The following is a 24,502-nucleotide window of genomic DNA, read 5'->3' as shown; positions in this document are numbered from 1 at the left end:
ATGGATAGAACAGGCGCAGTCCTTTTCAGACTGTCCTTATGCTACCAAATAAGAAAATCAGCAGTGCTGTAACTTTGGAGGGTGCTCTATTAAGCATGGCAGGCTCTTCAAATAAGACTCTGCCAATATAAAATGCTGAGGCGTAGAAACTACAGATATCGAATTAATCTGCTTCTCATCAGCCATAGTAAACGAATGCGATGAATGAACATGGCATCCATGGTCGTGTGAATCTTGTTCATGATCAGCGCCATCATCATGGATATGTTCAGCAATATGGCTATCATCAATACCTGCCGCATGCACGTGAATATCGAATCCACATGTAAATACAGATAACTGCAGGGCGAGAAAAGCCATGAGGGCCAAGGAGCGCATGAAGACAAGATAATGATAGTCATTCACTGTGGCAACAATGTCTTGAATACCTCTTAAGAAATATCCGGCAATTCTAGTCCCTGAATGACTGCTCTTTTAGTCATACCTTTCAAGATCGATTATTATAAATTGCTAAGGCCCACTATACCTTCACCCTGGTCCACAAATAAAAAAGGAGACGCTGTGAAGCATCTCCTTATAAATCGAGTATATTGAATGACTTAAAAGTTAGCGCTCAGCCATTCTGGAATATCATAGGTCACGCCATTGATTGAAGACTGTGAAACCGCTGCACTGTTATCTGCCATTTCATGAAATGTTTTTTTCAGAAAGCTCATATGATACCCCCTTATCTCTGAATCTTAATATTGAATAGTACTAAAAACTGGTTACGGATGTTTTAAACAGTGACCTGAAATGAAGAAAAGTAACATTCACTCGCAGTGTCTTCAAAAGAGTACGCACCGCTGCATTCACCGTTGGAGACATGGCATGTTGCACTCATTGCTGCCAGTTCCTTCTCGTGCATCAGTTCGTTCATCATGTTATTAATAAAGTTCATAACATCCTCCTGCATGAGGCGCGTTATCTGCGCAACCCATGCAGCGAAGTATATGAAGAAATTAAAGTGCGTATGTGAGTCCCATCACAAAGATGAAAAATAGTTCGATAGTTATAAACAGAATCAAATAAGCAATAATTTCTGAGGGCGCTTAATCCATTCTCGGGAAAATCGGCTGCGGCCTGGAGCACTGATGACCTGCCTGCAAAAGCCCCCAGCCACCATGCAAGGCAGCGGTCATTTCTTCTGCGTTCACCTCTTCACCGTGAATCTGTGAAAGCATTGCGCTCATTTTGGTCGGCATGAATGGCGTCAGCTGCATAGCGACCAGACGCAGGGTTTCAACCAGATGATAAAGCACTGTTGCCAGTCGTTTATCATCACCGGCTTTGGCCAGCGCCCAGGGCGCATTGTCTTCCACATATCGGTTACCATGACGTACCACGACACTGATGCGCTCAAGGGCCAGATGAAATGCCTGACGATCCAGCGCCTGGGCAACATCCATCTGCATACCTTCAATATCTGCAATCAAAGCACGATCCATGTCCTGCTCCTCATTCACTTCACCCAGTACACCATCACTATATTTGTTCAGCATCGCCAGCGAACGGTTCAGCAGATTGCCTACATCATTGGCAAGCTCGGAGTTATAACGCTGCTTCAAAGCAGTGAATGAAAAATCACCATCCTGACCGAATGGCACTTCGCGCAGCAGGAAATAGCGCAATACATCGGCATCGTACTCCTTGAGCAAATCAGCCGGTCGCAGCGCATTGCCCAGCGATTTACTCATCTTCTCTCCTTCCACTGTCCACCAGCCATGTGCATATATGCGTTTCGGCAACGGCAGTTCGGCAGCCATCAACATGGCAGCCCAGTAAACGGCATGAAAACGAAGGATATCCTTGCCGATCAGCTGAACATCAGCAGGCCAGTGTTTGTTGATATCCTTATCAGGAAAACCAAGCGCAGAGATATAATTGGTCAGGGCATCGATCCAGACATAAATCACATGTTTCTCATCACCGGGTACAGGTACACCCCATGAAAAGGTCGTGCGTGATACGGAAAGATCCCTTAAACCACCCTCGACAAAACTCAGTACCTCGTTGCGACGTGACGTTGGCTGAATAAAATCAGGATTAGCCTTGATATGTTCGACCAGACGATCCTGAAAAGCACTAAGACGGAAGAAATAGGACTCTTCCTGAATTTTCTCAACAGCACGTTTGCAGTCCGGGCAGGATTTATCTTCCCATCGCCCGGCATCTTTTAGCTGTGTTTCAGTCCAGTAGCTTTCGCAAGGCACACAATACCAGTCTTCATAAAAGTCTTTATAGATGGTGCCTGCATTCTCAAGCTTTCGCCACATGCCCTGCACACCGGCCTTATGCCGCTCGGAACTGGTACGAATAAAATCATCATTGCTGATGGAAAATTCAGGCCAGAGGCTTTCATAACGTGCGACCACCTGGTCCGCCAGTTCAATCGGTTCAATCTCACGCGCTTCCGCCGCCTGCTGCACCTTCTGGCCATGTTCATCAACACCAGTCAGGAAAAATACATCCTTCCCACACTGCCGCTGATAACGGGCCAGTACATCTGCGGCAATCGTGGTATAGATATGGCCGAGATGCGGTTCATCATTCACATAATAAATTGGTGTGGTGACGTAATAGCTTTCCATGTTTGAACTTTCCATATTATAAACCGACTCCCTGACTCATCGAGCGGAAGTGTAACCGCCTTATCGCTGAATAACAGGGTTACGAAGAGCACTACGCAGTTCCAGCAGGCAAGCCAGCAGCGATGGCGCTGCCCTGAGACTCTGGCGTTGTACTTCACCGGGCCAGCGCATACAGCCTCGCACAGCCTTGTGTAACAGCTGTGCCGCCTCAAAAGCTTCCGGCTTCAGATTCTGCAGCAGTGGATACAATGGCTGCAAAAGCACGCGAATAATCAGTTCATGCGGCACAGATGCCACATTACTTCTGCACCAGTTTTCCACCTTGGCGATATCCGCATCGGCTATATTTTCTGTCAACCGGGACCAGAGCTGTAAGGCATCGATAATGTTGCGCTCGTGCAGACAACTTACCGCACCCGGACAGCCATCGGCAAAACCTACAACCAGATCCAGCAGCACTGCGTCAGCGCCCAGCGTATCAGCAAATTCCAGCTGTAACACTTCGCGAACCCCTGGCTCATCCAGCGGGGCGCAATGCTGCAGGAGGCAACGCGAACGCACTGTGGCTGGCAATTTTTCAATATCGGCGCAAACAATCAGCAGCAGGCTTCCGGGTGATGGTTCTTCCAGTCCCTTGAGCAAGGCATTGGCAGCCTGATTATTCAGACGCTCCGCATCATCAAGGATAACAACTCTGCGTTCACTCTCGGAACCACTGAGTGCAAGAAAGCCAAGCAGATCACGCACCTGATCAATAGATATATCGCGTTTTTTCTCCAGCAAGCCGATGTGATATACATCCGGATGTGAACCGGCTTCCAGCATCCGGCAAGCGTGGCATGTCCCGCATGCGCTATGCGAATCACATAACAAGCGTGCGGTCAGATTCTCGGCCAGCGTATGTTTGCCTATGCCCTTGATGCCATGCAATAGCCATGCATGATGCAGATTGCCGCGTTGCAATGCATCGGCAAAGCGCTGTTCAACAAGCTGATGCCCGATTACATTTTTCATGACAGTGAAAAGTGTGCCTCTAAAGCCTGTTCCACCTGAGCAAACACGCCGTTGATATCTTTCTCTGCATCTATGCGAGTGATGCGTCCCGAATTGAATTCAAATTGATGGCCGAATGCCTCAGCAACTCGCTGATGAAATGAAGCAGCCTCATCATCCAGTCGGGTCGCCTTCTCCCCTGCCTCGGCGCGTTTTTTCATGCGCTGCATGGCAACAGTCACCGACACATCGAACCAGAGCGTTAGCTGGGGACTTACACCACATTCAGCAAAACGAAGCATATCTTTCAAATTGGCTGCGCCCTCGGCCAGTTTTCTGGCAGCCAACTGATACGCCAGCGTGGAATCAGTATAACGATCGCACAATACCCAGGCGCCTGAATCCAATGCCGGCTGAATCTTTTCACGCACATGTTGGGCACGATCCGCCAGAAACATCAGCAACTCAGCTTCAGCAACAGGCACAAATTCACCCGCCAGGAGAAGTGTGCGAATCTCTTTGCCAAGTGATGTATCACCCGGCTCAAATGCCGTTACAACCTGCTCACCACGTCCCCTCAACCACTGAGCTGCAAGTTTCAATTGGGTGCTTTTACCGCAACCATCCACACCTTCAAACGTAATCAATCTGTTCACTGACCAACCCCTGCCCTTGTCTCTTCACCTGAATGCTTAACGCTGCTGAATACAAATCATTTCGTAAACCCGAGAATGATGATTCTGAAAGGGATAAAAAAACATTCACATCAAGTTTTACAATTTCTTTGCATTCATTTTACACAGTAGATGCACAGCTAAACATTTCAGCCCGTAATGTTTGCTGCATGAGGGACACCATCCCGCAGGAGACAAATCATGAAACGATTCATTGCCACCATCCTGTTAAGCGCATCCCTGCTGGCAGCCCCACTTGTTCAGGCAGCCTCATATCAGGACCGCGCTATGGCCACAGGTGCCGTTGTCGGTGCAACAACCGGTGCTGTTGTAGGATCAAGTCAGAATCAGGTTGTTGAAGGTGCGATCTTCGGCGCTGTTCTCGGCACCATCGCCGGTGCAGTAATCGGCAGCCAGTATGAACCTGCTTATGTCGTTCATCGGCACCGCCCACAATACAGGCCTGCAAGATATCGCCATGAGTATCGTGAACACAGATCATCATATTCCCGTAGTCATGACCGGTATCACTCACGTCACTCCAGATACCGCCATCATGATGATGATTAACTGATATAACGATTTCGACTGCCAATCCATCTCCCCCTCCCCCTCTACAGGATTGGCCGTTCGTTAAAGAGCCTCCCGCAATGGGAGGCTCTTTTAATTCCTGAAGATCGAATTGTGGTTTACTCTATATTTAACCAAGCGACTGCTTCGTCCCGATCTTTAAACACCATAATTTCACCATGCTTCTCGCCAGTGACCATCTGGAACATACGTGCCAGCCCGTAATGAAATGTATTGTCTGAAGCATAAATCGCACGGCGTGCACTTGAACCGAACGGACAGGTCTTGGAAAGACTGAAAATCGAGGTACTTGCAAGCGCGACACTTTTTAACGCACTGCCATCAATCAGCTCGCAACCTGAAGGATCAAAATCCTTATCAGAGCCAAGCTTGATATGATGGGCCACACACTCTTCGAAATTCAGCACTCCGGAAAGCGTCGTGATTACAAGGTTGCGCTGCGTATCAATAGAATAGTCAATGGCCATACGATGCTAATATAGTGCAGAGTAGTAAAATAATGCAATAGCCATAATATTTACGCGGAAATGTGTTTAAAAACTATCCTCTTCGGCCAAAATCGTCTGGATAATCACGCTGCTTTATTCATCAGACCGGTAATTTTGGCAACGTAATTTACCGTCTCTTCCGGCATCCGGTCGGGATGGCGTTCAAGATTACCCATACCCCAGTTATAAGCAGCCAGCGCCAACCCGGTATCCCCGTCATAGCGATCAAGAAGCTGTTTCAGATATCGGCTACCTGCCTGAATATTCTCCTCGGGATCAAACACATCACGCACTCCGAGATCGGCTGCAGTACCGGGCATCAGTTGCATCAAGCCCTGTGCACCGGCATGGGATACGACCTGAGGATTAAAATCACTCTCTGTCTGAATCACCGCCGCAATCAAATTCGGATCTAGTCCGTTCATCTCTGCGGCACGTTCAATCATTGGAGCATACTGCTGCCGTCCTTTGCCCAAAGAGACAGATCCCTGATGAACTGTTTTCTCAGGCGTAACACTACTGTCCGGCTTAGCAGTCGCAGTGGCCAGAGCATCTCTGTTATTCATCATGGAGTTCATAGGTGAATGAGTACTGTTGCGCATAGCCATAAACAGGTCCGTAGACAAATAATCTGCAGCCGAACCAGCCGATCTTGCATCGGCATCAGAAAACAGTGCATGCATACTGGCTCGATCCAGAGCCAACATAAGCTTGGCTGCCAGTGATCGGATAACATCCGGGCTCATGTCTCTAGCATCCAGAGATGATAACTCATCACTGCTTTTATCCAGATACTGCTGGAATGAATCGGCAGTTGCTTGACCACGAGTCTGCTCAGGCTGCTTGAGCAGCTTACCACCCCAATCCATTTGTCCAATATCCAGATGAACACTCATATGGATGTATGAGCAATAGCCATGCCATTATTTCAAACAAACTGTTTAAACAGGAGACAAAGTTGGCGTTAGCAGATTGAGATCACCCTTCTCTGAGTGCCAGCAGGGCTTCAATATCTATTTTCTCTGCATAAGGTTTAAAATCTCTGTTTTTAGTCTCTATCGCCAGAATCGACATGCGGTCAGCCAATTCATTACCTTCAACACCGACGTGCCCGTTCACATGTAATACCTGAACCTTGTCTTTCAATGACTGATGCAGTGCGAACATCGCTTTGATCAATTCCAGGTTCTTGATTTCACCACCGGCTTTTTTCCAGCCCTTCTTCTGCCAGTTGATTGCCCACTGGGTAATACATTGAATAGAATATTTGGAGTCACAAAATATAGCCACAGACTTATGCTTGTTGATTTCTCCTTTTGCCATCATCAGAGCCTGATGCAGTGCATTCAATTCAGCAGTATTGTTCGTGCCATGCGGGTTATATAAACCGTACCACAGCTCATCAATAACATTTTTGCGATACACGGCAATACCTGAGCCTGCTTTGCCGGGATTCGGCTCACAACCGCCATCGGTAAAGATCTTGGTATCGACCTTCATGGCTGCGATCTCTGTCGCCACATAGGTTTTAACAGTCTGCTTCGATGTTCTCTTTTGGGCTGAAGAAGAAAGACCTGCGCTTTTACGCGCTGTTGCCCTGTTTCCGGCAAATGCAGCTTCAGCCTCGGCCAGGGTCGAAAACGACTTGTATCTGGCTCCGGCAAACTTATCGATATGCTTTTTGCACGTATTCCAATCCGTAAAAATTCCGGTTTCTCTTCCTTGCCATACCACGTAAAACTTTTTGGCCACCTGAATACCTCTTCTTAGATTGATAAAAAACACGCGCGTCAGTCGGGGAAAGCATAACCTGAAGTCGACCTCATTCGAAGCAGACATGTACTCAAATAGTTCAAAACAGTTTCATTTAGATAAGCCAGGCTGCTCAAAAGCAGAGAGGGAGCCGCAGATGTTTGTCATCCGGTTTGGCATGAGTAGCTTGCCGCGCATTAAGAATCGGCGATAAGAGATTTCACCTGTTCACTGGAGATAAACATGCAGATCAGTAATCATAAAGTTGTTTCATTTCAATACACCCTGACCAATGCTGCAGGAGATATCATCGACTCATCCGTAGGTGGCGATGCGCTGGTTTACCTGCATGGCGAAGAGAACATCATCCCTGGTCTGGAACTGGCACTGGAAGGCAAGTCTGTTGGCGATAAACTGAAGGTGTCGCTTGAAGCTGCTGATGCCTATGGTGAGATCGATCCGGCTATGGTTGAAGTGGTATCGCGTGAAGTGTTCGAGGGCATCGATAGCCTTGAAGTAGGCATGGAATTTGAGACCGCCACCGATGATGGCAATGACATCCAGTTTGTACGCATTAGCGACATTGATGGTGACAATATTACTGTTGACGGCAATCACCCGCTGGCCGGGAAAAATCTGAATTTCGATGTAGAGATTGAAGATATTCGTGATGCAACAGCAGAAGAGTTAGAGCATGGCCATGTACATGGCGGCGAAGCATGTTGCGGTGCAGGCGACTGCTGCAGCTAATCGCTAAAACAACAACTAAAACAGCTCCCCCTCGGGGGGCATTTTTTGGAGTTTGTCGCGCATTAGCGGGAAGCATCAACTTATGGCAACTATTCAGCCTTACTCAAGTAAAAAACAGCCAACCACGAATGACAAGCTATTCATTGTTATGACCAACTTAACCATTTGGTGAACAGTAAAGCCGGACAGGGTGCCCTTGGGCAATGATTTCACATACTACACTGCCTCATTATTCACGTTCATTCGTGTGTATTCGTGACTCGCTTATCTATCGATCCCTCACCACAGGCATGGTTGAATATCCTGAGAAACATGCTTTATTAATATTATTGTTGTGCAGGAGAGCTGAATGGAGCCTGGCCTTAAGCAGATGCTCAAACTACTTACTCAGCCATTCTGGCCGGATGTCCGTGAACACAGAGGTCGCAAACTTGCCATAGTATATGGAGCTGCACTGGCAGTGTGGATGTGTCTGATATACGTCATCATTATCTATGAGCTGTGCTTCATAGATGAAAGCACAACGCTGGCAAAGCAACTGGAAACACTTATGTATTTTGGCCCGTTAATGCTACTCGCACCATTTCTTGGCTGGCGCATCTGGAGACATGCCGGATATATCAGCGCTATTATCATGTTGGCCTGGGTTTCGGTTCGATTGTTATGGGAAATGATCCCCCTGCTGTTCATCAGTAATACACAACCGGGTAATATGCAAGGAATCACCATTGAAACCATGGTCTATTATTTCGCCATGTTATTTTTCTCAATGCATGGCGTCAGAGGCACCATGCCCGGAAACAGCAAAGAGAGCCGGGCTCCGCACAACGATAAATCACTCTGATCTGAAAACCTTCTGAAAGAGCTGTAACATCTGCTGCCACGAGTCTTCATCGGCGGCTCTGTTATAGGCCAGTGGCATTTTGAACCGTGCCGCAAAACCATCCGCATCCGGATTGGTGAAACTGTGTTTGACACCCGGATAAGACTTTAGCGTGTAAACCACTCCGGCTGATTTCATTTCCTGCTCGAATGCCTGCACCTGCTCAGTTGGCACAAATGGATCGGCTGCACCGGTAAACACCATGATTTCGGCTTTGACCTGCCCTGCTGTGACAGGCGTTTCAGTTCCCAAAGAGCCATGAAACACAACAATAACATCCAGATCAATACCTGAACGGGCCATGTTCAGCGCCATGCCACCGCCCATGCAGTAACCGATGGCGGCTATTTTGTTTCTATCCACGTTTGCCTGATCTGTGAGAATTTTCAATCCAGCCTGAAAACGTTTCACCATCTCCACTTTGTCACCAGTCACTGCCATCATAAATGCTTTGGCATCTTCAGGATGTGCAGCCAGTTTACCTGTGCCATACATATCGAGTGCAAATGCAGTATAGCCAAGAGCGGCAAGCATTTCGGCCCGTTTACGCGCATAGGCATTATGTCCCCACCACTCATGCAACACGAGTATGCCCGGTCGTTTGCCTTTTACTGCATCATCGAATGCCAGAAACCCAGTGAATTCAGTGTCACCCACCTGATAGATAATCTCTTTGCCCTGCACTCCCGCATAAGCATTCAGGTTGATGAGACAGAGCAATAACGTGAATAGAGCTTTATACATGTTCACTCCTGTCGCTGACTGACGATAGCCAGCCAGGTTTGTTTATCCCTTGGCAAACCTTCAGGCCGGTAATAGTGATGGACAATACTGAACCCAGCTTGCTCCAAAATGGCCTGCATAGTTTCAAGTTCCATATAATGTCCATAACGTGGCCCGTTCCAGCCTTCTGAATTTCCTCTTGGATTGGATGAGAAAAGAACACCTCCGGCTCTTAGGGCAGTGTGCAACTGTTCCAATACCCTGCTCAGTTGTGAACCGGGAATATGAAATAACGAAGCATTGGCAAAGATGCCATCAAAAGCTCCCTGCTCCAGCTTCAGGCTAAGAAACTGCTGATGTAATACCGGGCAGCTGCTATGAAGCTGTGCCATCCGGCAGAACGTTTCACTGCCATCCAGACCTGTTGGCCTGTGCCCCAGCTGTTTGAATGTGTAGAGGTCACGTCCCGGGCCACAACCGAAATCCAGAATATCCAGGGCCTGTTCATCAGGCATTGCCTGCAGAAAAGCTTCAATATTCTGGCTGACATCGTGATCCTGAGTCCCCAGCCAGAACGACTCGGCTGTCTGCTCGTAATGATCCAGCGTCAGCTTTTCTATCTTATCAAGGTCAGACATTTTCACTGGAACAGCCTGCTTACTTTTCGATGCTGTAGCGTACCCATAAACGATGTGTATAACCGGGAGCCAGTTTCACCATATCAGCATCAGCATTGGCACTTTCAACACAAACCATACCCAGATATCCATCATCGCTTCCGAAATCGCCCATGCGCAGGGTTTTATCAATCCACGGATTCCAGACTATGGTTGAATGGCTGTTACGTTTCTCAATACGGATATCACGGTGCATTATCGGATCTCTGATTACAATATCCTGCCCCTGATCAAAATAGATGCGGTCAACTTCCTGATCGAAGTTAATATTCCCCTTCTGGGTTTTGCGTACTGTCGGGCCGACCTTATCCAGATATTCACAAGCATCTAAACCGCGCACGGATACTTTACTCACATCTGAAACACAGAAATATGTGTGCAAAGCATCACCGACTGTGACTGATTCCTCACTCCGGTTTTTCGTAACCAGTTCCATCTCCAGCCTTGCCCCGATCTGCATATGCATTTCAACCGGCACCTGATCGCTCCACATATCTCGATTGATCTCAGCAATACGAAAGCTGATACATGTGGTTCCATCATCAAGCGAAGAAGTATTGATAACATCCCATGCAACTGTACGGGCAAAACCATGCGCAGAAAAATCGGCTTCAGTGGCATGAGCGCCAAACCAGGGCCAGCAGATAGGCACGCCACCACGAATGGATTTACCCTCCGCAAGCGTGGCTGCAGGTGACATCCAGATCACCGGCTCCTCACCTTTTGGATTCCAGCGCATCAAATGCGCCCCCTGCAAGGCAATCGTGGCAGTACAATGGCAGTTATCGATATCGATAACAATGAAACCTTCCCCTGCATCACGAAAGGCCAGATGCCCGTTTTCGCCAAAATCATCATTCAGTGTGGAAGTCAGTGCATTCATATCCCCTCCAGAACCAGCCAACACACTGTGATGCTTTCAGGCAGCTTCGGCAAGGTGAAATGAATATCAAATCCTGCTGAGCATTATTTTATTTTTTCCGTATCACGTGCAGTGTTGCTGTTATAGTCAGGGAACTGTGGAGTAGTAGATGAACGATAGCGCGCTTATTCAGCAACTGGAGAAATCAGGCCAGTACAAGGTCATTGAACGCCTGAATCCTCCCGATTTTTATACAGCAGGGAAACCTGCCACGGCCCGCATCGGAATCGTTATTGATGTTGAAGCAACCGGTCTGGATACAGTACATGATAAAATCATCGAACTTGGCTTCATTGTGTTTGAGTACGATGCAGGCACAGGGCTGATTTACCGCATACTGCATAGCTATGGAGGTTTTGAAGATCCCGGTGAACCGCTGGCAGAGATCATCAGACAGATCACCGGCATCAGCGATGATATGGTAGCTGGTCAAAAGCTGGATGATGCTGAAATCAATGTCTGGCTGCAACAGGCAGACCTGATCATAGCCCATAACGCGGCTTATGATCGTCAAATGCTTGAGCGCCGCTTTCCGGTCATCAGCCAGACAAACTGGGCCTGCACCTTTAATGATATCAACTGGATGGAAGAGGAGATAGCCAGCCTCAAACTTGATTATATAGCTTATAAGATGGGTTATTTTTTCGACGGGCACAGGGCAGTGAATGACGCACAGGCCACACTGCATCTGCTCAGTAAACCTCTTCCCCAATCCGGCACACTGGCGATGAGTGCTCTGCTTGCTCAGGCTCGGGAAAAGAGCCGTCGCTATTTTGCAGTAGCTGCACCCTTTGATAAAAAAGATGATCTGAAAGCGCGTGGATACCGCTGGATGGCAGACTTCGCATACAGTGAGCGCGGCAAACAGAGAAAAGGCGTGTGGAGTAAATCGGTGTCCGAGGCAACTATCGAGGCCGAACAGCAATGGCTGACAGATGTGGTTTACGGTGGCAAAAGCGAGCTGTTTACGTTTAAGGATGTGAGTGCAAAAGACCGTTATTCGATCAGGGAACTTTCGGCAGGTTAATGCTGAACATTTCAAGACTTGTCAGCATTCCCGACGGTGAGATTGAAATGTCTGCCATTCGCGCTCAGGGCGCTGGTGGCCAGAACGTCAATAAAGTTTCCAGTGCTGTTCACCTGCGCTTTAACATTGAGGCCTCATCACTGCCGGAGGTTTATAAGGAGCGCTTATTGCAACTCAGAGATCGTCGCATCAGCTCAGAAGGCATCATTATTATCAAGGCACGGCAGTTCAGGTCTCAGGATAAAAACAGGAGCGATGCACTAAACAGGCTGCAAGCCCTGATCAGAACAGCAATGGTTGTGCAGAAAAAGAGAACACCAACACGCAAATCCCGCGCATCGGTTAAACGGCGACTGGAGTCCAAGAACCGGCGCAGTCAAATCAAGTCGTTAAGAAAAAAGGTCATCGATTAAACTTAGACTCCCCTGCTATCGCTAAAGCTTAAGGTCAATCTCGCCCTGCAGATATTTCACAGCCTTGCCTGCTATGGACACCCTCTGCTCATGAAGCTCGCAAATCACATTACCACCCCGGCTGGAAAGCTGCCTGGCTACAAGTTTTTTCAAGCCAAGCCGGTTCGACCAGAATGGAACCAGCTGCGTATAAGCAGAGCCGGTGACCGGATCTTCATTGATGCCATATTTCGGGGCAAAGAAGCGCGCCACGAAATCATACGAGTCCGACGTTGAAGTAATGATGACACCTCTCCCATCGAGCTCTTTGAGCAATTCAATATTCGGCTCAGTCGTCAAAACATCTTCCTCAAACTCAAATACGATGATGTAATCTTCACCCTTAAGACATTCAACCGGTTCAATACCAAAGGCATGCAAGATTGCTTCGGGAGTTTCACAACTGACAGGAACCTGAGCCGGGAAATCCAGAACCAGAAGGTCATCCGCTTTCGAGACCGTGAGTAGCCCTGAGCGCGACTCAAACGTAATCATATCCGGCTCATAAGCAAGACACTCAAGCAACACATAAGCTGCAGCCAGTGTTGCATGGCCGCATAGATCAACCTCGGTAGTCGGCGTAAACCAGCGGATATGAAAACCCGCCTCTGTTGGCACAAAAAAAGCAGTTTCAGAAAGGTTATTTTCTTCTGCTATCAACTGCATCAAGGCATCGGGCAGCCAGGTTTGCAATGGACACACTGCAGCAGGATTTCCCTCGAATGATTTCTCTGCAAATGCATCAATCTGGTAGATTGGCAATTTCATTACACCACCCCTCCATTGCTTCTTGCATCACGCCAGACCCATTCGTCTGATAGCTGAACCTCAACTGCTTCAGGCAGTGTACTCAGCCATTCCAGCAGTTCTCCTCTCTGGTCAGGTGTTGTCCATAGCTGTTGCTTTTTATGCTCGGGATCAAAGCAGCGCATCACTGCCAGCCCCTCTTCGGCTTCCAGCAACGATTGAAAGATGAACGTCTGTTTCGATGATAGCTTAACTTCTATAATCAGCGTCTGTTTACTTGCCACGATTCATCTTCTTTTCGATCTTGATCCACTGTTTCACATTGGCCTGATGCTCGGCAAGTGTGGCGGCAAACTTGTGACCACCCGTTCCATCTGCGACAAAATAGAGATAATCGACATCGGCAGGAGTGGCTGCTGCACGTAAGGATGCAGCACCCGGATTACCGATTGGTGTTGGCGGCAAACCACGCCGTGTGTAGGTGTTCCACAGTGTATCAGTGGTGAGATCTTTCCTGTGAATATTACCCGAAAAACTGCCCTTGCTGCGCCATATACCGTAAATCACCGTTGGATCCATCTGCAAAGGCATACCCTTCTTCAAGCGATTATGAATGGCTGCGGAAACCAGAGGCCGCTCATGATCGAGCATGGTTTCCTTCTCTATAATGGAAGCCATGATGCGCAGCCGGTCCTGCTGACTGACATCCGCACTCAATGCTGCGAGCTCTTTCTTTTGTGCGTCGATCATCGACTGCAGCAGGCGTTTCGGCTCAATCGGTTTACTGTATTGGTAGGTTTCAGGCAGCAAGCGCCCCTCCACCTCGCCCGGCAGCAGTGCTTTCAAGGCAGCCTGCCACTGCGGCAGTTTCACATCTGTTTTATGTGCCAGAATGGCAAGCATCTCATCAGTTCTCAGCCCTTCAGGCAGTGTAACACTGAATGACATGACATCACCGGATTCGAGTCTGCTAATGATTGTATGGATATTGGCCGGCTCCTCAAAGCGGTACAGTCCACTATGCAGACCTGCTCCGACGCCTTTCAGACGCACGGCCAGACGGAATGCCAAAGGAGATGTTATCACACCCTCAGCATGCAGCAGACGGCCGATTTTAATCGTAGATGCACCCTTAGGTACGGATATCTCCACCGGAGTAAGCAATGCGACGTCAGCAGAGGCCTGCCAGAACACCCAGACAAAGGGCAGCATAAGCAGCAACAAACCGACGATGGAAAATATCACGAGTTTTTTCATAACAGTTGCACACCCTCTTGTTGCTGCAAAATATCTATTAATGGCTGCAATGCAGTGTGGTGAATGTCCATTGCATCCTGCCTTGCAACATCAACGATACAGGCTAGCGGCTGGATAAACAGACCACTATTACATATTGCTGCCGCTTCGCAATCTTCCAGCCACGCAACCGGACATGGCTCCTCAACCAGCAGGGCATTACGAATCAGAAAATCTCTCACTCTGCCCGGCAACACCCCCGCATCCGCATTCGGTGTAGACCAGTGACCATCACGGTATAACAGAATGTTTGCAGTTGCAGTAGAGATAAGCATCCCATCCTGCTCAAACAGTACATGACTATCATTTACCCCACGCAAGGCACGCAGCGTTTCGGCATAGTCTGATGTGAATTTAGACTGCTTTTTCCTCAGAGGAAACGGCCAGCTCTGCAGCCTGAGAGCGCCGGGAGCATGGTTGCCTGTATAAGGCATGCACTGTATATATACAGCCGCTTCCCCGGCCTTTGCTGTCAAACCCCAGCTTGCCTCTCCACCGGATATGGTCAGGCGCAGCAGCACATCAGGGCCAGTCCTGGCAGCTTCACGAAGACAGGCACACAGCACCTCCTGATCCTGGCCTGCCGGAACATCTAAACCGAACTCGCTCAGGCCACTCGCCAAACGCTGCCAGTGACCTGGCCAGTCGAAAATCTGGCCGTTTATCACCCGAAAAGTCTCAAAGCAGGCCTCGCCATAGGCAAGCCCCCGCTCCAGATTTTCTACTTTAGTTATCTTCAAACTCGAATCCTTTTACCGTTCGTGGTAGCAAGCCGCCCCATGAGCGATTTATACCTTGAGGCCATCGAACAAGCACGTGTCTATGACGTGGCAATTGAAACACCATTGGAATTGGCGCCGAAGCTTTCTTCACGCCTGAACAATGAAGTGCTGTTTAAACGTGAAGATCTGCAGCCTGTATTCTCTTTTAAATTGCGTGGTGCTTACAATAAAATCGCTCAACTGACTGATGATGAACGGGCCCGTGGCGTGATCTGCGCTTCTGCAGGCAACCATGCCCAGGGGGTTGCCCTCTCCAGTCACAAGCTTGGCATTGATGCCACAATTGTTATGCCGAACACCACACCCGACATTAAAGTTAAAGCTGTTAAACGTCTGGGCGGTAGCGTCGTTCTGTTTGGCGACAGCTATTCCGATGCCAGCGCACATGCCATGGAACTGTGCGAGACGTCCGGAAAGGTCTTTGTGCATCCCTATGACGATCCGCAGGTGATTGCCGGCCAGGGAACCATTGCTGAAGAGATGATGCGTCAGAATCCGGGAGATCTGGATGCTGTTTTTGTGCCCATTGGCGGTGGCGGACTGATTGCAGGTATGGCTATCTATTTGAAAGCCAATTCACCGAAGACAAAAATCATCGGTGTGGAACCTGTAGATTCGGCAGCCATGCATGATTCCATCAAGGCCGGAAAGCGCCTTACGCTCGATCAGGTCGGTATTTTTGCCGATGGCGTAGCTGTGAAAAAGGTCGGCAAATATACCTTTGATCTGGTACAGCAGTATGTGGACGACATTATTCTGGTCGACACAGATGAGATCTGCGCTGCCATCAAGGATATCTATGAGGATAACCGCTCAATTGTAGAGCCTGCCGGAGCACTCGGTGTTGCAGGACTGAAGAAATATGTACGTCAGACCGGTGCACGTGGTCAGTTGCTTGCTGCCATTAACAGTGGCGCCAATATGAATTTTGATCGTATGCGTCATGTGGCTGAACGCACCGAAATGGGTGAAGGTAAAGAAGCCCTGTTTGCCGTCACTATTCCTGAGCGTCCCGGTTCATTTCTGGAGTTCTGTCGCATTATCGGTGACCGCAACATCACCGAGTTCAATTATCGCATGTCCAGTCGCAATGAGGCGCACGTGTTTGCCGGTATAAGCATCGGCGATGATGATGAGGCTACTGCACTTGAACAAGCCATGAAAAATGCCGGTCTGCCAACCCTGAACCTGCATGATAATGAGCTGGCTAAACTGCACATCCGTCACATGGTTGGTGGCCATTGTCCGATGTCCGAGAGTGAAGTGTTATACCGATTTGAGTTTCCTGAACGACCGGGTGCCCTGCTTGAGTTTCTCGGTCGGGCCGGTGGACGCTGGAATATCTCACTGTTCCACTATCGCAACCATGCTGCAGCCTTCGGACGGGTGCTAGCTGGCGTGGAAGTGCCTGCTAACGACAGACATGAGTTTGAAAAATACCTCACTGCACTCGGCTACCCTTATGTTAATGAATCAGATAACCCTGCCTACTCTATCTTCCTGAAATAAAAAGGATAAAGACCATGCATAAAAAGCATGCAAGGCTTGTTTAAAGCTCCAGAACGTAAATCCAGCGACCGCCGTGTTTGATTTTCATGCGACGTTTTACCGTCAGCCCCAGTGCATGTTCACAACCCTGATCCGGCACAATAACAGCCATGCGCCAGCCACCGAAACGCTCAGAAAACAGCTGACCAATGGCTTTATACAGCGTACGCACATCACCCTTAACCCGGTCGCCATAAGGCGGATTACAGACGATTAATCCGGCCTTGCTTGCAGATTCAGGAACGGTCATTTCGCGCACGTCCAGTTTCGCAAAATGAATGCATTCAGAAACACCGGCAAGCTTCGCATTTTCCTTTGCCTGATCCAATATACCTGCAGCCAGATCAGTCGCATAAATTTGCGGCTTCCCGTCTGAATGCATGGATTCAGCTTTCTGCAGTGCCCGCTGCCAGCGCTTCTGTTTTAATGACGGCCAATGAGCAAATGGAAAATCATGCTTCAGATTGGTTGCCCGTTTTTCAGCCATGAGTGCCGCTTCAATGGCAAAGGTGCCGGAGCCGCACATGGGGGCCAGCAGCGGTTCATCAGCCTGCCAGTCCATCCAGCGCAGTATGCCTGCCGCTATGGTTTCCCGCACAGGTGCAAGGCCTGAATATTTGCGGTAGCCACGTCTGTCCAGACGCTCACCGGATGTGTCGAGGCTGATAGTGCAGATATTATCATCGATGCGCAGCATCACTTGTTGTTTTAAAGGACCTGTCTGGCGCTCCTGCATACCTTCCGAGGCATTGATACCATCGATCACAGCCTGCTCGGCGCGCCCTGAATGCAACAGCTTGGATCGGTGACAGCTAGCCTTGACCTCAACAGTCACACCATTGCCAAGGTATTTCTGCCAGAGCTGTTTCCTGACTTTATGATACAGCTCAGGATATGTCAGCGCTTTGGATGTCGACAGGCGAATGACGATACGTGTGGCGCAACGCGAGCGCAGATTAATACGGAACAGTGTATCCATCGACGCTGTAAAACTGACGCCACCCTCCTCCTGCTTTACATCATGAGCAGAGAGTTCAATAAGTTCATCGGCAAGCAAGCCTTCAAGACCGGGTACAACAATTGCAAAACAAGATAGTTTTTCCATGCCCGCACCATATCAGTCTGTGGCTGCATGATATAGTGAGCTTTGCTAGACCGTCCTCCTTTGCTAGTCTCAGCAACTTCATTATTACGACACACGGATACCAGCAGAACCAATATCTCTCTTCATGGATGAAGAGTAACCCCAAGGAAGCGAATTCATGTCTTTTGACCTTCAACCACTAATGATTTCAGGTAAAGAAGTGTTACCACTGATAGAAGGAGGCAAAGGCGTTGCCGTTTCTACCGGAGAAAGTTCAGGCGCATGGGCTGCTGCTGGTGGTGTTGGTACCTTTTCAGCCGTAAATGCCGATGAAGTGGATGAAAACGGGCAGGTTATCCGAACCGTTTACCACGGCCGCAGCAGGAAAGAGCGCTTTGAAGAGCTGGTAGCCCAGGGTATTGCCGGTGGCATCAAACAGGCAAAAATTGCACATGAAGTATCGAATGGTAACGGTCGCCTGCATATGAATGTATTGTGGGAGATGGGCGGAGCCGAGCGTGTACTCGAGGGTGTCATGGAGGGTGCTAAAGGCATGATACATGGCATCACCTGCGGTGCAGGCATGCCATTCCGTCTGGCGCCATTGGCTGCGAAATATAATGTCCACTACTACCCTATCATCTCATCGGCACGTGCCTTCCGCGCACTCTGGTTACGCTCCTACCGCAAACTGCCTGATCTGTTGGGGGGCGTTGTTTATGAAGACCCCTGGCTTGCAGGAGGCCACAATGGCCTGTCCAACTCCGAAAGCCCTGATAAACCTGAAGATCCGTTTCCGCGCGTCGCAGCGCTGCGTAAAACCATGAACGAATTCGGCCTGAATCATGTACCGATTGTCATGGCTGGTGGTGTATGGTTCCTGCGTGAATGGGAGAACTGGCTGAATAACCCTGAGATCGGCCCGATCACATTCCAGTATGGTACCCGTCCCCTGCTGACTCAGGAGAGTCCGATTTCTGACCTCTGGAAGAAACGGCTTCTCACCCTGAAAGAAGGTGATATCAGCCTGAACCGCTTCTCACCGACCGGCTTCTACAGTTCCGCTGTTTATAACTCGTTCCTGCATGAAATGTATGAACGCTCTGACCGCGAAGTGGCCTTTGTCGATCACCCGGCTGGAGATCATTCTGAGGTATTCACCTTTGGCGTGCGTAACAAAGAGGTCTATCTGACCAAAGCCGACCTGAAACGTGCCAGAGACTACATCGCAGAAGGCTTCGTTAAAGCGCTGCCAACACCTGACTCAACTCTTATCTTTGTCGATGCCGATAAAGCCAAAGAGATTCGCCAGGATCAGCTCGATTGCATGGGCTGCCTCTCCATGTGCAAATTCAGTAACTGGGCTGCCAATGATGCAGGAACAACAGGCCATAAGGCTGATCCACGCAGTTTCTGTATTCAGAAAACATTGCAGCAAATTGGTCATGGCGATAATCCGGATAATAATCTGATGTTTGCCGGCCATGCCGCATACCGCTTTGGCAGCGACCCGTTTTATGCCGATGGCTTCATCCCTACTGTTAAACAACTGGTCGACCGCATCTGCACTGGGGACTAAGACCTTGCAGGCCATACAGTTTTGAATTGCAGCTGTGCAGCCTGAATGAACGACAGACCATCCCACCCCCTGTCAACCACTCCACTGGAGCTGGACAGTGATCTGCGTCTGCATGCGCAGCGACTCCAGCTTGGCCGGGCCGAACTGCTTACCGATGCATTGACCCTGCCTTTCAACGACATTGAAAGCAGACTTGCCCAATTTGCTCTGAACACATCCACCCAGCAGGCGGAACAGTTGCGCAAAGGCATGAAACATTATCTGGGCAGATTAAACTCTAATCCGCTCATCCCACTACAATTTCGCCTGAAGGTGCTCAACCGTTTCGAACAGGAACTGGATCTGTTCGATGCGGATATGACTGCCGCTGTACTCAATTCACACAAAATAGCCGTGGAAATGGTACAAAAGGCTGCCAGAGACAAAAACAGCTATTATCCCATTCTGGTTGATATGCTCAGCAGTGCCATGGAACTGGCACTTAAACTGCTGTTAATCTCTCTGGAGAAATATCAGGCAGCAAGCATTATCGCCACGCGTCAGTTCTTTGAACTGGCCAAACTTGCACTGGCTGTCTCGAGCACCCTGAATAACCAGTTTCCGGAAAAAAACGCGCGACTGAACAGTGTAATATGTAAATTTGAACTACTGAGGTTGCTCGATTTCTACAGCAAAACCGGGAATGAGCAGAAACAGACCTGGAAAGAGTTACAGCACCATATCGGCAGTCTGCAGGCCGGTTTATATCGTAGTGGTGAGGCAGACATACCACTCAATGGCGATCGTTTTCTGGTCACCAATCTCAATCGCCCCAATAACAGCGCCATGGTATTAGCCGAAGTACCCGCCCCCCTACAGTACGACTGTATCATCATCCCCATCGACAAACTGATCAGCCGCCTCAGCATGGCCGTTGAGCATATCCGGTCGATACTAGGCAATCCTGAACATCAGAAAGAGCTGTATACCGAAGAGGCCATGACAACCACCCTGATTGGAGGCAAGGCCATTCTTGCCGCACTTGCAGGTCAAAAGCGTAGCGGCAAACGTTCAGACATGCCCGACACTCAGGCGCTGATAGAATGGGACTGTAGCAAAGCCCTGTCATCTTTTGCCTCCGGTATCGATCACAGCCAACCCGGGAGTATGCTTAATCATAGCAGTCCATCGCAATGGCTGGTCATCAATCACAATGCGCAGGGTGCCTGTTTGGAGCGCCTCTCCTATAAAGCAATGACCGGATATGTCGGCAGCCTGATTGGCTTTCACTGCTTAACGGATGACGAAAAACCCCGCCTTGGTTTTGTTCGCTGGGCCAAGGAGATAAAAACCGGCGAACAACGTTTGGGTATTGCGTTTCTGCAGGGGCGCATGCAACTGCTACAAGGCATGATATCCGGCGGCAGTGAAGATATGGACCTTAAACGTTCATGGCCTGTGCTGATCACTGCCGTCAACGAAAACAAGCTCACCGGCCTGTTCCCGGACAACCGCATCTACCGCAATATGACTTTTGCACTGATCAAAGATAACAAACGCTTTCACTACCGTATTAACCGGATTATAGAAAAAGGACCGAATTACAGTCGCTGCGAATGTGTACGCGCCAAAGTGAAGGGGAAATCAGAAACCTGAGGCTCTGCTTACCAGCCTTCATCTTCATACATATCATCAGGTTCAGCCCGCACTAAGGCCTTGGCCAGCACCTCATCAATTTCCTGATTCACGTATGCCTCGCCGGCCAGAATACTGATGCAACGCAACTCGCGCCCATTTGGCAAGCGCTTTTGCCCCAGTTCCTTCTGCTTAAAGCCATGCCCCAGTGCCAGCATGGTGCCATACTGGGCAGTCAGCGTCTGAGCATCACCAATCTTGGCGATTTGGGCTGCAAGCGATAAAGGCTCGCCAATGACTGTGAATTCTTTCCTGCGCCCGACCCCCAGGTGACCAACCGACACCTCACCGATAGCCATGCCGACACGGAAACCGACATGACCACCATCAGGCCGCTTCAATGCCATATTTTCACTGGCCTGTATGACCGCCAGCCCGGCCTTCACAGCCTGATTCTCGTGGCATTTCAGGTCAAAGGGATGATTGAACAGTGCAATCATCTTATCACCGGAAATTTGATCCACATGACCACCGAATTCCTGAATAATCTGCTGAAACAGCGCAAAGATACGATTAAGCATCGGAATAAGCTCATCATCACGGCTCTGCTGTGCATAAGCATTGAAAGCAATCATATCAATGGCAAGCACACTGACTTCACGTGACAAATGATCACTGCGGAATGTGTTTCTGTCGTATTCATCAGCCACCAGTTGCGGACGCTGATAACGTCCATACAGATCATACACTTTTTCCCTCTGCTCAAGACTGGAAACCATCAAATTGAACTGGTTAAAGGCTTTGCCGAATTCATTGGATGAACGAATCGGCAGATGTACGGAGTAATCGCCACTACCCAGCCGCTTGGAACCGCGTGCAAGCATGCGTAACTGATTCACTGTACGCCCGCTCAAGCCATACACCAGCAGTGCAGCCAGAAGTGCAATGGATGCTGCCGTTGCCGTCAAATTCATTTTGATCTGCAGATCATTCTCACGCCATGACTTGCCCGGGAAATACATCGAAATTGTCCCCAGCTGCGTAGTGTTATAATTGACACCCATGCCATACCATCTGTCCTGCCCTTCAATGGCTGCTGCCTCCCCTGGCAGCTTGTTCACGGCTTCAATTTCATCAGGAATCGCACTGTCGGAAAATGATTCTGTATGTCCACTGGCCCAACGCAGAAAAACTGACGTACCCGGCACCCGGTGTTTGAACATTTTAATCAGTGTATCCACTTCAGCTGTCGAGCCTGCAACCATGGGCATTTTCAGCTCATCAGAGAGCAGCGTAATCAATAATTTGGCCTGCTGCTGTTCACTATCTTTCCAGGCCCGTTTTTCAATCTCCGCGATACTTGCCATCATCACCACAGCCACAACGGCAACCAGTATAATCGTGAACAAACTCCATAACATACGCAGTGACATATTCTCTCCCGGTGCATGCCCGAAAAGCCGGACAGACAAGCTAACCCGTTCATCTAGCATATTGTTTGCCAACCTATATACGGACAAAGCGCAGGCAGGTGTCAAAATCAGGTCGGCATGAAGCATGTAATCAACCGGCATCTGAAAACAAAGGTTGGCCGCAAATTTGCTTAATTCACCGACAGACAGTGACCACTTAGCATTCTTCAGGAGATCATTATGGATCTATCAACCATTGCAGGCATCTTGGCAGGATTGGGGCTAATCGTTCTATCAATCTTTTTCTCTGCAGTTGAACCCGGTGTATATATCAATCTTCCCGGCCTTCTTGTGGTGATTGGTGGCACAATCGCTGCCACACTGGTCAGTTTCCCGACATCCGAACTGGGTAAAGTCTGGCGTGTGCTGGGTTATGCATTCCGCAACCGCCAATATTCAGTGCGTGACGATATCTCTGAAATTGCCCATGCAGCTCGTCTGCGCCGCCACGGTGATCTTGCCCGCATTGAAGATCAGCTGGAACGCATTGCCAACCCCTTCCTGAAGACCTCGATTCAGCTGGTTATTGATAACACTCCTACTGATGAAATTGTGAATATCCTGCAATGGCGTATCAAACGTCTGCGTGAACAGGAGCGGGCAGAAGCACAGATTTTCCACACCATGAGTGTCTATGCACCAGCTTTTGGCATGTTCGGCACACTGATCGGCATGGTGAACATGCTCTACGGCATCAATGGGCCGGATCTGAACAATGTCGGCCATAATATGGCTGTAGCACTGATGACCACCTTGTACGGACTGGTACTCTCCAACCTTATTTTTAAACCGATTGCCATCAAGGTGGAACGGCGTACTGAGAAACGTGCCATGATCATGCGTATGATTGTGGAGGGCACAATCATGCTGGCCGGCAATCGCAGTCCGGTATTCATTCGTGAAACACTGAAATCGTTTTCAGCCGAGCATGATGATGAACTCAGAGGTGAAAGCAGTGCGTTTAGTGATGAGTTGCGTGCCCCTGAAAAAAAATCATCGAAGAAAAACCGTAATCTGGATGAAGATTTCTAATGAATGTTGCAGACGAAAAATCCGGCGGTTTCACGCCCCACTCCAGCATGGAGTCTGTCCGCAGCAATATCATGGCGGATCCCGATAGTGGCATGCATGACGAGCAGACTGATGAGATCACCCAGAATGTCGCCCATGATGGCTGGATGGTGGCCTATCTGGACCTGATGACTCTTCTTCTGGCGCTGTTCATTATCATGGGAGCTGTCAGCCATGCCAAAGCAGGCTTGAAAATGCAGGCCCCTACATCACCGCAGAAAACCGCCACCGAAGGTTCGCCTGTATCGGATAATGCGACAGTCAAAAGACAGGGGCAGCGTCAGGGCACAGAAAACAGTGTGAAACGCATCCTCGGCAGCAACTCACTCGGCGGGGTCATGGATTATAAACTCTCACCGGGCCAGATCCGTCTGCAGATGCATGCCAGCATGTTGTTTGGCGCTGCAGGAACTGAGCTGAGTGACAAGGCCATGCACACATTAAAGAACATTGCTCTGGTATTGCATAACTATCGCGGCAAAGTGGAAGTGGCCGGACATACCGACAATATTCCACTCAAAAGAGGCCGCTTTAAATCCAACTGGGAACTTTCCAGCGCACGTGCATCAGCTGTGGTCATAGCTTTAATCAATCTTGGTATTCCACCTGAGCGTCTGCATGCCACTGGTTATTCCGACACCATGCCACTTGCTTCCAATGCCACACCGGAAGGGCGCGCAAAAAATCGTCGGGTAGAATTCATTGTTGAGATGGGGCCGGAGTTCCTTTACGAGCGCTAAGGCGAGG

27 protein-coding genes are annotated in these 24,502 nt (G+C 49.2%); 10 read left to right on the top strand and 17 right to left on the bottom strand.

Annotation, left to right across the window (positions count from 1 at the left end; genetic code table 11):
• Positions 1-57: 57 nt before the first annotated feature.
• The 5 genes from MMIC_RS12575 to tmk form a co-directional block, all read right to left on the bottom strand.
• Positions 58-378 (bottom strand): hypothetical protein, encoded by a 321-nt coding sequence (locus tag MMIC_RS12575; RefSeq protein ID WP_143144900.1) that lies wholly within the window; start codon positions 376-378, stop codon positions 58-60.
• A 400-nt stretch (positions 379-778) separates the two neighbouring features.
• On the bottom strand, positions 779-940 hold the full coding sequence (locus tag MMIC_RS12695) for a hypothetical protein (protein WP_171966472.1): 162 nt from the start codon (positions 938-940) through the stop codon (positions 779-781).
• Positions 941-1,091: 151 nt separating this feature from the next.
• A complete protein-coding gene (metG, locus tag MMIC_RS06840) occupies positions 1,092-2,630 on the bottom strand; it encodes a methionine--tRNA ligase (RefSeq protein WP_072659760.1) in 1,539 nt (512 codons plus the stop codon).
• A gap of 60 nt (positions 2,631-2,690) precedes the next feature.
• On the bottom strand, positions 2,691-3,644 hold the full coding sequence (locus MMIC_RS06835; RefSeq protein WP_072659722.1) for a DNA polymerase III subunit: 954 nt from the start codon (positions 3,642-3,644) through the stop codon (positions 2,691-2,693).
• Positions 3,641-4,279 (bottom strand): dTMP kinase, encoded by a 639-nt coding sequence (gene tmk, locus MMIC_RS06830; RefSeq protein WP_072659721.1) that lies wholly within the window; start codon positions 4,277-4,279, stop codon positions 3,641-3,643. The genes MMIC_RS06835 and tmk overlap by 4 nt, the downstream gene beginning before the upstream one ends.
• Positions 4,280-4,498: 219 nt before the next feature.
• Here tmk and MMIC_RS06825 point away from each other — a divergent pair, with 219 nt between their 5' ends.
• A complete protein-coding gene (locus tag MMIC_RS06825) occupies positions 4,499-4,867 on the top strand; it encodes a YMGG-like glycine zipper-containing protein (RefSeq protein ID WP_072659720.1) in 369 nt (122 codons plus the stop codon).
• Between the two features lie 119 nt (positions 4,868-4,986).
• Here MMIC_RS06825 and MMIC_RS06820 read toward each other — a convergent pair whose 3' ends face one another.
• The 3 genes from MMIC_RS06820 to MMIC_RS06810 all read right to left on the bottom strand — a co-directional run bounded on the left by MMIC_RS06820 (position 4,987) and on the right by MMIC_RS06810 (position 7,128).
• On the bottom strand, positions 4,987-5,355 hold the full coding sequence (locus MMIC_RS06820) for a hypothetical protein (RefSeq protein WP_072659719.1): 369 nt from the start codon (positions 5,353-5,355) through the stop codon (positions 4,987-4,989).
• 104 nt (positions 5,356-5,459) lie between these two features.
• On the bottom strand, positions 5,460-6,272 hold the full coding sequence (locus MMIC_RS06815) for a lytic transglycosylase domain-containing protein (RefSeq protein ID WP_072659718.1): 813 nt from the start codon (positions 6,270-6,272) through the stop codon (positions 5,460-5,462).
• 82 nt (positions 6,273-6,354) lie between these two features.
• The gene (locus MMIC_RS06810; RefSeq protein WP_072659717.1) at positions 6,355-7,128 is read right to left on the bottom strand and encodes a ribonuclease H family protein; all 774 of its coding nucleotides are present in this window, start codon (positions 7,126-7,128) and stop codon (positions 6,355-6,357) included.
• A 243-nt stretch (positions 7,129-7,371) separates the two neighbouring features.
• On the opposite strand from MMIC_RS06810, the gene MMIC_RS06805 reads away from it, so the two are divergent.
• Entirely contained in the window at positions 7,372-7,878 is a 507-nt protein-coding gene (locus MMIC_RS06805; protein ID WP_072659716.1) for an FKBP-type peptidyl-prolyl cis-trans isomerase, read from the top strand.
• A 349-nt stretch (positions 7,879-8,227) separates the two neighbouring features.
• Positions 8,228-8,722: a hypothetical protein gene (locus MMIC_RS06800; protein ID WP_072659715.1), complete on the top strand. Its 495-nt coding sequence runs from the start codon at positions 8,228-8,230 to the stop codon at positions 8,720-8,722.
• On the opposite strand, the gene MMIC_RS06795 is transcribed toward MMIC_RS06800, so the two are convergent.
• The 3 genes from MMIC_RS06795 to MMIC_RS06785 are packed head-to-tail and all read right to left on the bottom strand — an operon-like array spanning position 8,714 to position 11,044.
• Positions 8,714-9,505 (bottom strand): dienelactone hydrolase family protein, encoded by a 792-nt coding sequence (locus MMIC_RS06795; protein ID WP_072659714.1) that lies wholly within the window; start codon positions 9,503-9,505, stop codon positions 8,714-8,716. The two genes, MMIC_RS06800 and MMIC_RS06795, sit on opposite strands and share 9 nt — an antisense overlap.
• Positions 9,506-9,507: 2 nt before the next feature.
• Positions 9,508-10,122, bottom strand: coding sequence for a class I SAM-dependent methyltransferase (locus tag MMIC_RS06790; RefSeq protein ID WP_072659713.1), 615 nt, complete (start codon positions 10,120-10,122; stop codon positions 9,508-9,510).
• 19 nt (positions 10,123-10,141) lie between these two features.
• Entirely contained in the window at positions 10,142-11,044 is a 903-nt protein-coding gene (locus MMIC_RS06785; protein WP_072659712.1) for a D-hexose-6-phosphate mutarotase, read from the bottom strand.
• 148 nt (positions 11,045-11,192) lie between these two features.
• Here MMIC_RS06785 and MMIC_RS06780 point away from each other — a divergent pair, with 148 nt between their 5' ends.
• Together MMIC_RS06780 and arfB are read left to right on the top strand one after the other, a co-directional pair.
• Positions 11,193-12,110 (top strand): 3'-5' exonuclease, encoded by a 918-nt coding sequence (locus MMIC_RS06780; RefSeq protein ID WP_072659711.1) that lies wholly within the window; start codon positions 11,193-11,195, stop codon positions 12,108-12,110.
• Positions 12,110-12,523, top strand: coding sequence for an alternative ribosome rescue aminoacyl-tRNA hydrolase ArfB (gene arfB / locus MMIC_RS06775; protein ID WP_072659710.1), 414 nt, complete (start codon positions 12,110-12,112; stop codon positions 12,521-12,523). Before MMIC_RS06780 ends, arfB begins: the two co-directional genes overlap by 1 nt.
• 21 nt (positions 12,524-12,544) lie before the next feature.
• On the opposite strand, the gene MMIC_RS06770 is transcribed toward arfB, so the two are convergent.
• Genes MMIC_RS06770 through MMIC_RS06755 form a run of 4 tightly spaced genes read right to left on the bottom strand, consistent with a single transcriptional unit; the run spans position 12,545 to position 15,345 of the window.
• Positions 12,545-13,330 (bottom strand): PhzF family phenazine biosynthesis protein, encoded by a 786-nt coding sequence (locus MMIC_RS06770; protein WP_072659709.1) that lies wholly within the window; start codon positions 13,328-13,330, stop codon positions 12,545-12,547.
• Entirely contained in the window at positions 13,330-13,593 is a 264-nt protein-coding gene (locus MMIC_RS06765; RefSeq protein ID WP_171966471.1) for a DUF4911 domain-containing protein, read from the bottom strand. The genes MMIC_RS06770 and MMIC_RS06765 overlap by 1 nt, the downstream gene beginning before the upstream one ends.
• Positions 13,583-14,566 (bottom strand): endolytic transglycosylase MltG, encoded by a 984-nt coding sequence (gene mltG / locus MMIC_RS06760; RefSeq protein ID WP_072659707.1) that lies wholly within the window; start codon positions 14,564-14,566, stop codon positions 13,583-13,585. The genes MMIC_RS06765 and mltG overlap by 11 nt, the downstream gene beginning before the upstream one ends.
• Entirely contained in the window at positions 14,563-15,345 is a 783-nt protein-coding gene (locus MMIC_RS06755) for an aminotransferase class IV (RefSeq protein WP_072659706.1), read from the bottom strand. The genes mltG and MMIC_RS06755 overlap by 4 nt, the downstream gene beginning before the upstream one ends.
• Positions 15,346-15,384: 39 nt before the next feature.
• Here MMIC_RS06755 and ilvA point away from each other — a divergent pair, with 39 nt between their 5' ends.
• The gene (gene ilvA, locus MMIC_RS06750; RefSeq protein WP_072659705.1) at positions 15,385-16,896 is read left to right on the top strand and encodes a threonine ammonia-lyase, biosynthetic; all 1,512 of its coding nucleotides are present in this window, start codon (positions 15,385-15,387) and stop codon (positions 16,894-16,896) included.
• Positions 16,897-16,936: 40 nt separating this feature from the next.
• On the opposite strand, the gene MMIC_RS06745 is transcribed toward ilvA, so the two are convergent.
• Complete coding sequence (locus MMIC_RS06745; RefSeq protein ID WP_072659704.1) at positions 16,937-18,040, bottom strand: THUMP domain-containing class I SAM-dependent RNA methyltransferase; 1,104 nt, start codon at positions 18,038-18,040, stop codon at positions 16,937-16,939.
• 157 nt (positions 18,041-18,197) lie between these two features.
• Here MMIC_RS06745 and MMIC_RS06740 point away from each other — a divergent pair, with 157 nt between their 5' ends.
• Positions 18,198-19,598, top strand: coding sequence for an NAD(P)H-dependent flavin oxidoreductase (locus tag MMIC_RS06740; protein WP_072659703.1), 1,401 nt, complete (start codon positions 18,198-18,200; stop codon positions 19,596-19,598).
• A 45-nt stretch (positions 19,599-19,643) separates the two neighbouring features.
• Positions 19,644-21,233 (top strand): hypothetical protein, encoded by a 1,590-nt coding sequence (locus MMIC_RS06735; RefSeq protein ID WP_083530487.1) that lies wholly within the window; start codon positions 19,644-19,646, stop codon positions 21,231-21,233.
• 8 nt (positions 21,234-21,241) lie between these two features.
• Here the strand turns inward: MMIC_RS06735 and MMIC_RS06730 are convergent, their stop codons facing one another.
• The gene (locus tag MMIC_RS06730) at positions 21,242-22,645 is read right to left on the bottom strand and encodes an adenylate/guanylate cyclase domain-containing protein (RefSeq protein ID WP_072659702.1); all 1,404 of its coding nucleotides are present in this window, start codon (positions 22,643-22,645) and stop codon (positions 21,242-21,244) included.
• A gap of 219 nt (positions 22,646-22,864) precedes the next feature.
• Between MMIC_RS06730 and MMIC_RS06725 the strand changes: the two genes are divergently transcribed.
• Positions 22,865-23,716: a motility protein A gene (locus tag MMIC_RS06725; protein WP_072659701.1), complete on the top strand. Its 852-nt coding sequence runs from the start codon at positions 22,865-22,867 to the stop codon at positions 23,714-23,716.
• Positions 23,716-24,495, top strand: a complete 780-nt coding sequence (locus MMIC_RS06720; protein WP_072659700.1) for an OmpA/MotB family protein — start codon at positions 23,716-23,718, stop codon at positions 24,493-24,495. The genes MMIC_RS06725 and MMIC_RS06720 overlap by 1 nt, the downstream gene beginning before the upstream one ends.
• Positions 24,496-24,502 lie beyond the last annotated feature (7 nt).

Origin of the sequence: Mariprofundus micogutta (assembly GCF_001895085.1) — a bacterium.
Taxonomy (GTDB): Bacteria; Pseudomonadota; Zetaproteobacteria; order Mariprofundales; family Mariprofundaceae; genus Mariprofundus; species Mariprofundus micogutta.
Note: the sequence above shows the minus strand (reverse complement) of the source record. Positions and strands in the feature narration are given on the sequence as shown.

Bases quoted from the DNA above. Each gene is read 5' to 3' on its own strand.
- MMIC_RS12575 (WP_143144900.1), bottom strand. From the start codon at position 378: ATGCGCTCCTTGGCCCTCATGGCTTTTCTCGCCCTGCAGTTATCTGTA.
- MMIC_RS12695 (WP_171966472.1), bottom strand. From the start codon at position 940: ATGAACTTTATTAATAACATGATGAACGAACTGATGCACGAGAAGGAA.
- metG (WP_072659760.1), bottom strand. From the start codon at position 2,630: ATGGAAAGCTATTACGTCACCACACCAATTTATTATGTGAATGATGAA.
- MMIC_RS06835 (WP_072659722.1), bottom strand. From the start codon at position 3,644: ATGAAAAATGTAATCGGGCATCAGCTTGTTGAACAGCGCTTTGCCGAT.
- MMIC_RS06825 (WP_072659720.1), top strand. From the start codon at position 4,499: ATGAAACGATTCATTGCCACCATCCTGTTAAGCGCATCCCTGCTGGCA.
- MMIC_RS06820 (WP_072659719.1), bottom strand. From the start codon at position 5,355: ATGGCCATTGACTATTCTATTGATACGCAGCGCAACCTTGTAATCACG.
- MMIC_RS06815 (WP_072659718.1), bottom strand. From the start codon at position 6,272: ATGAGTGTTCATCTGGATATTGGACAAATGGATTGGGGTGGTAAGCTG.
- MMIC_RS06805 (WP_072659716.1), top strand. From the start codon at position 7,372: ATGCAGATCAGTAATCATAAAGTTGTTTCATTTCAATACACCCTGACC.
- MMIC_RS06800 (WP_072659715.1), top strand. From the start codon at position 8,228: ATGGAGCCTGGCCTTAAGCAGATGCTCAAACTACTTACTCAGCCATTC.
- MMIC_RS06795 (WP_072659714.1), bottom strand. From the start codon at position 9,505: ATGTATAAAGCTCTATTCACGTTATTGCTCTGTCTCATCAACCTGAAT.
- MMIC_RS06790 (WP_072659713.1), bottom strand. From the start codon at position 10,122: ATGTCTGACCTTGATAAGATAGAAAAGCTGACGCTGGATCATTACGAG.
- MMIC_RS06785 (WP_072659712.1), bottom strand. From the start codon at position 11,044: ATGAATGCACTGACTTCCACACTGAATGATGATTTTGGCGAAAACGGG.
- MMIC_RS06780 (WP_072659711.1), top strand. From the start codon at position 11,193: ATGAACGATAGCGCGCTTATTCAGCAACTGGAGAAATCAGGCCAGTAC.
- arfB (WP_072659710.1), top strand. From the start codon at position 12,110: ATGCTGAACATTTCAAGACTTGTCAGCATTCCCGACGGTGAGATTGAA.
- MMIC_RS06770 (WP_072659709.1), bottom strand. From the start codon at position 13,330: ATGAAATTGCCAATCTACCAGATTGATGCATTTGCAGAGAAATCATTC.
- mltG (WP_072659707.1), bottom strand. From the start codon at position 14,566: ATGAAAAAACTCGTGATATTTTCCATCGTCGGTTTGTTGCTGCTTATG.
- ilvA (WP_072659705.1), top strand. From the start codon at position 15,385: ATGAGCGATTTATACCTTGAGGCCATCGAACAAGCACGTGTCTATGAC.
- MMIC_RS06745 (WP_072659704.1), bottom strand. From the start codon at position 18,040: ATGGAAAAACTATCTTGTTTTGCAATTGTTGTACCCGGTCTTGAAGGC.
- MMIC_RS06740 (WP_072659703.1), top strand. From the start codon at position 18,198: ATGTCTTTTGACCTTCAACCACTAATGATTTCAGGTAAAGAAGTGTTA.
- MMIC_RS06735 (WP_083530487.1), top strand. From the start codon at position 19,644: ATGAACGACAGACCATCCCACCCCCTGTCAACCACTCCACTGGAGCTG.
- MMIC_RS06730 (WP_072659702.1), bottom strand. From the start codon at position 22,645: ATGTCACTGCGTATGTTATGGAGTTTGTTCACGATTATACTGGTTGCC.
- MMIC_RS06725 (WP_072659701.1), top strand. From the start codon at position 22,865: ATGGATCTATCAACCATTGCAGGCATCTTGGCAGGATTGGGGCTAATC.
- MMIC_RS06720 (WP_072659700.1), top strand. From the start codon at position 23,716: ATGAATGTTGCAGACGAAAAATCCGGCGGTTTCACGCCCCACTCCAGC.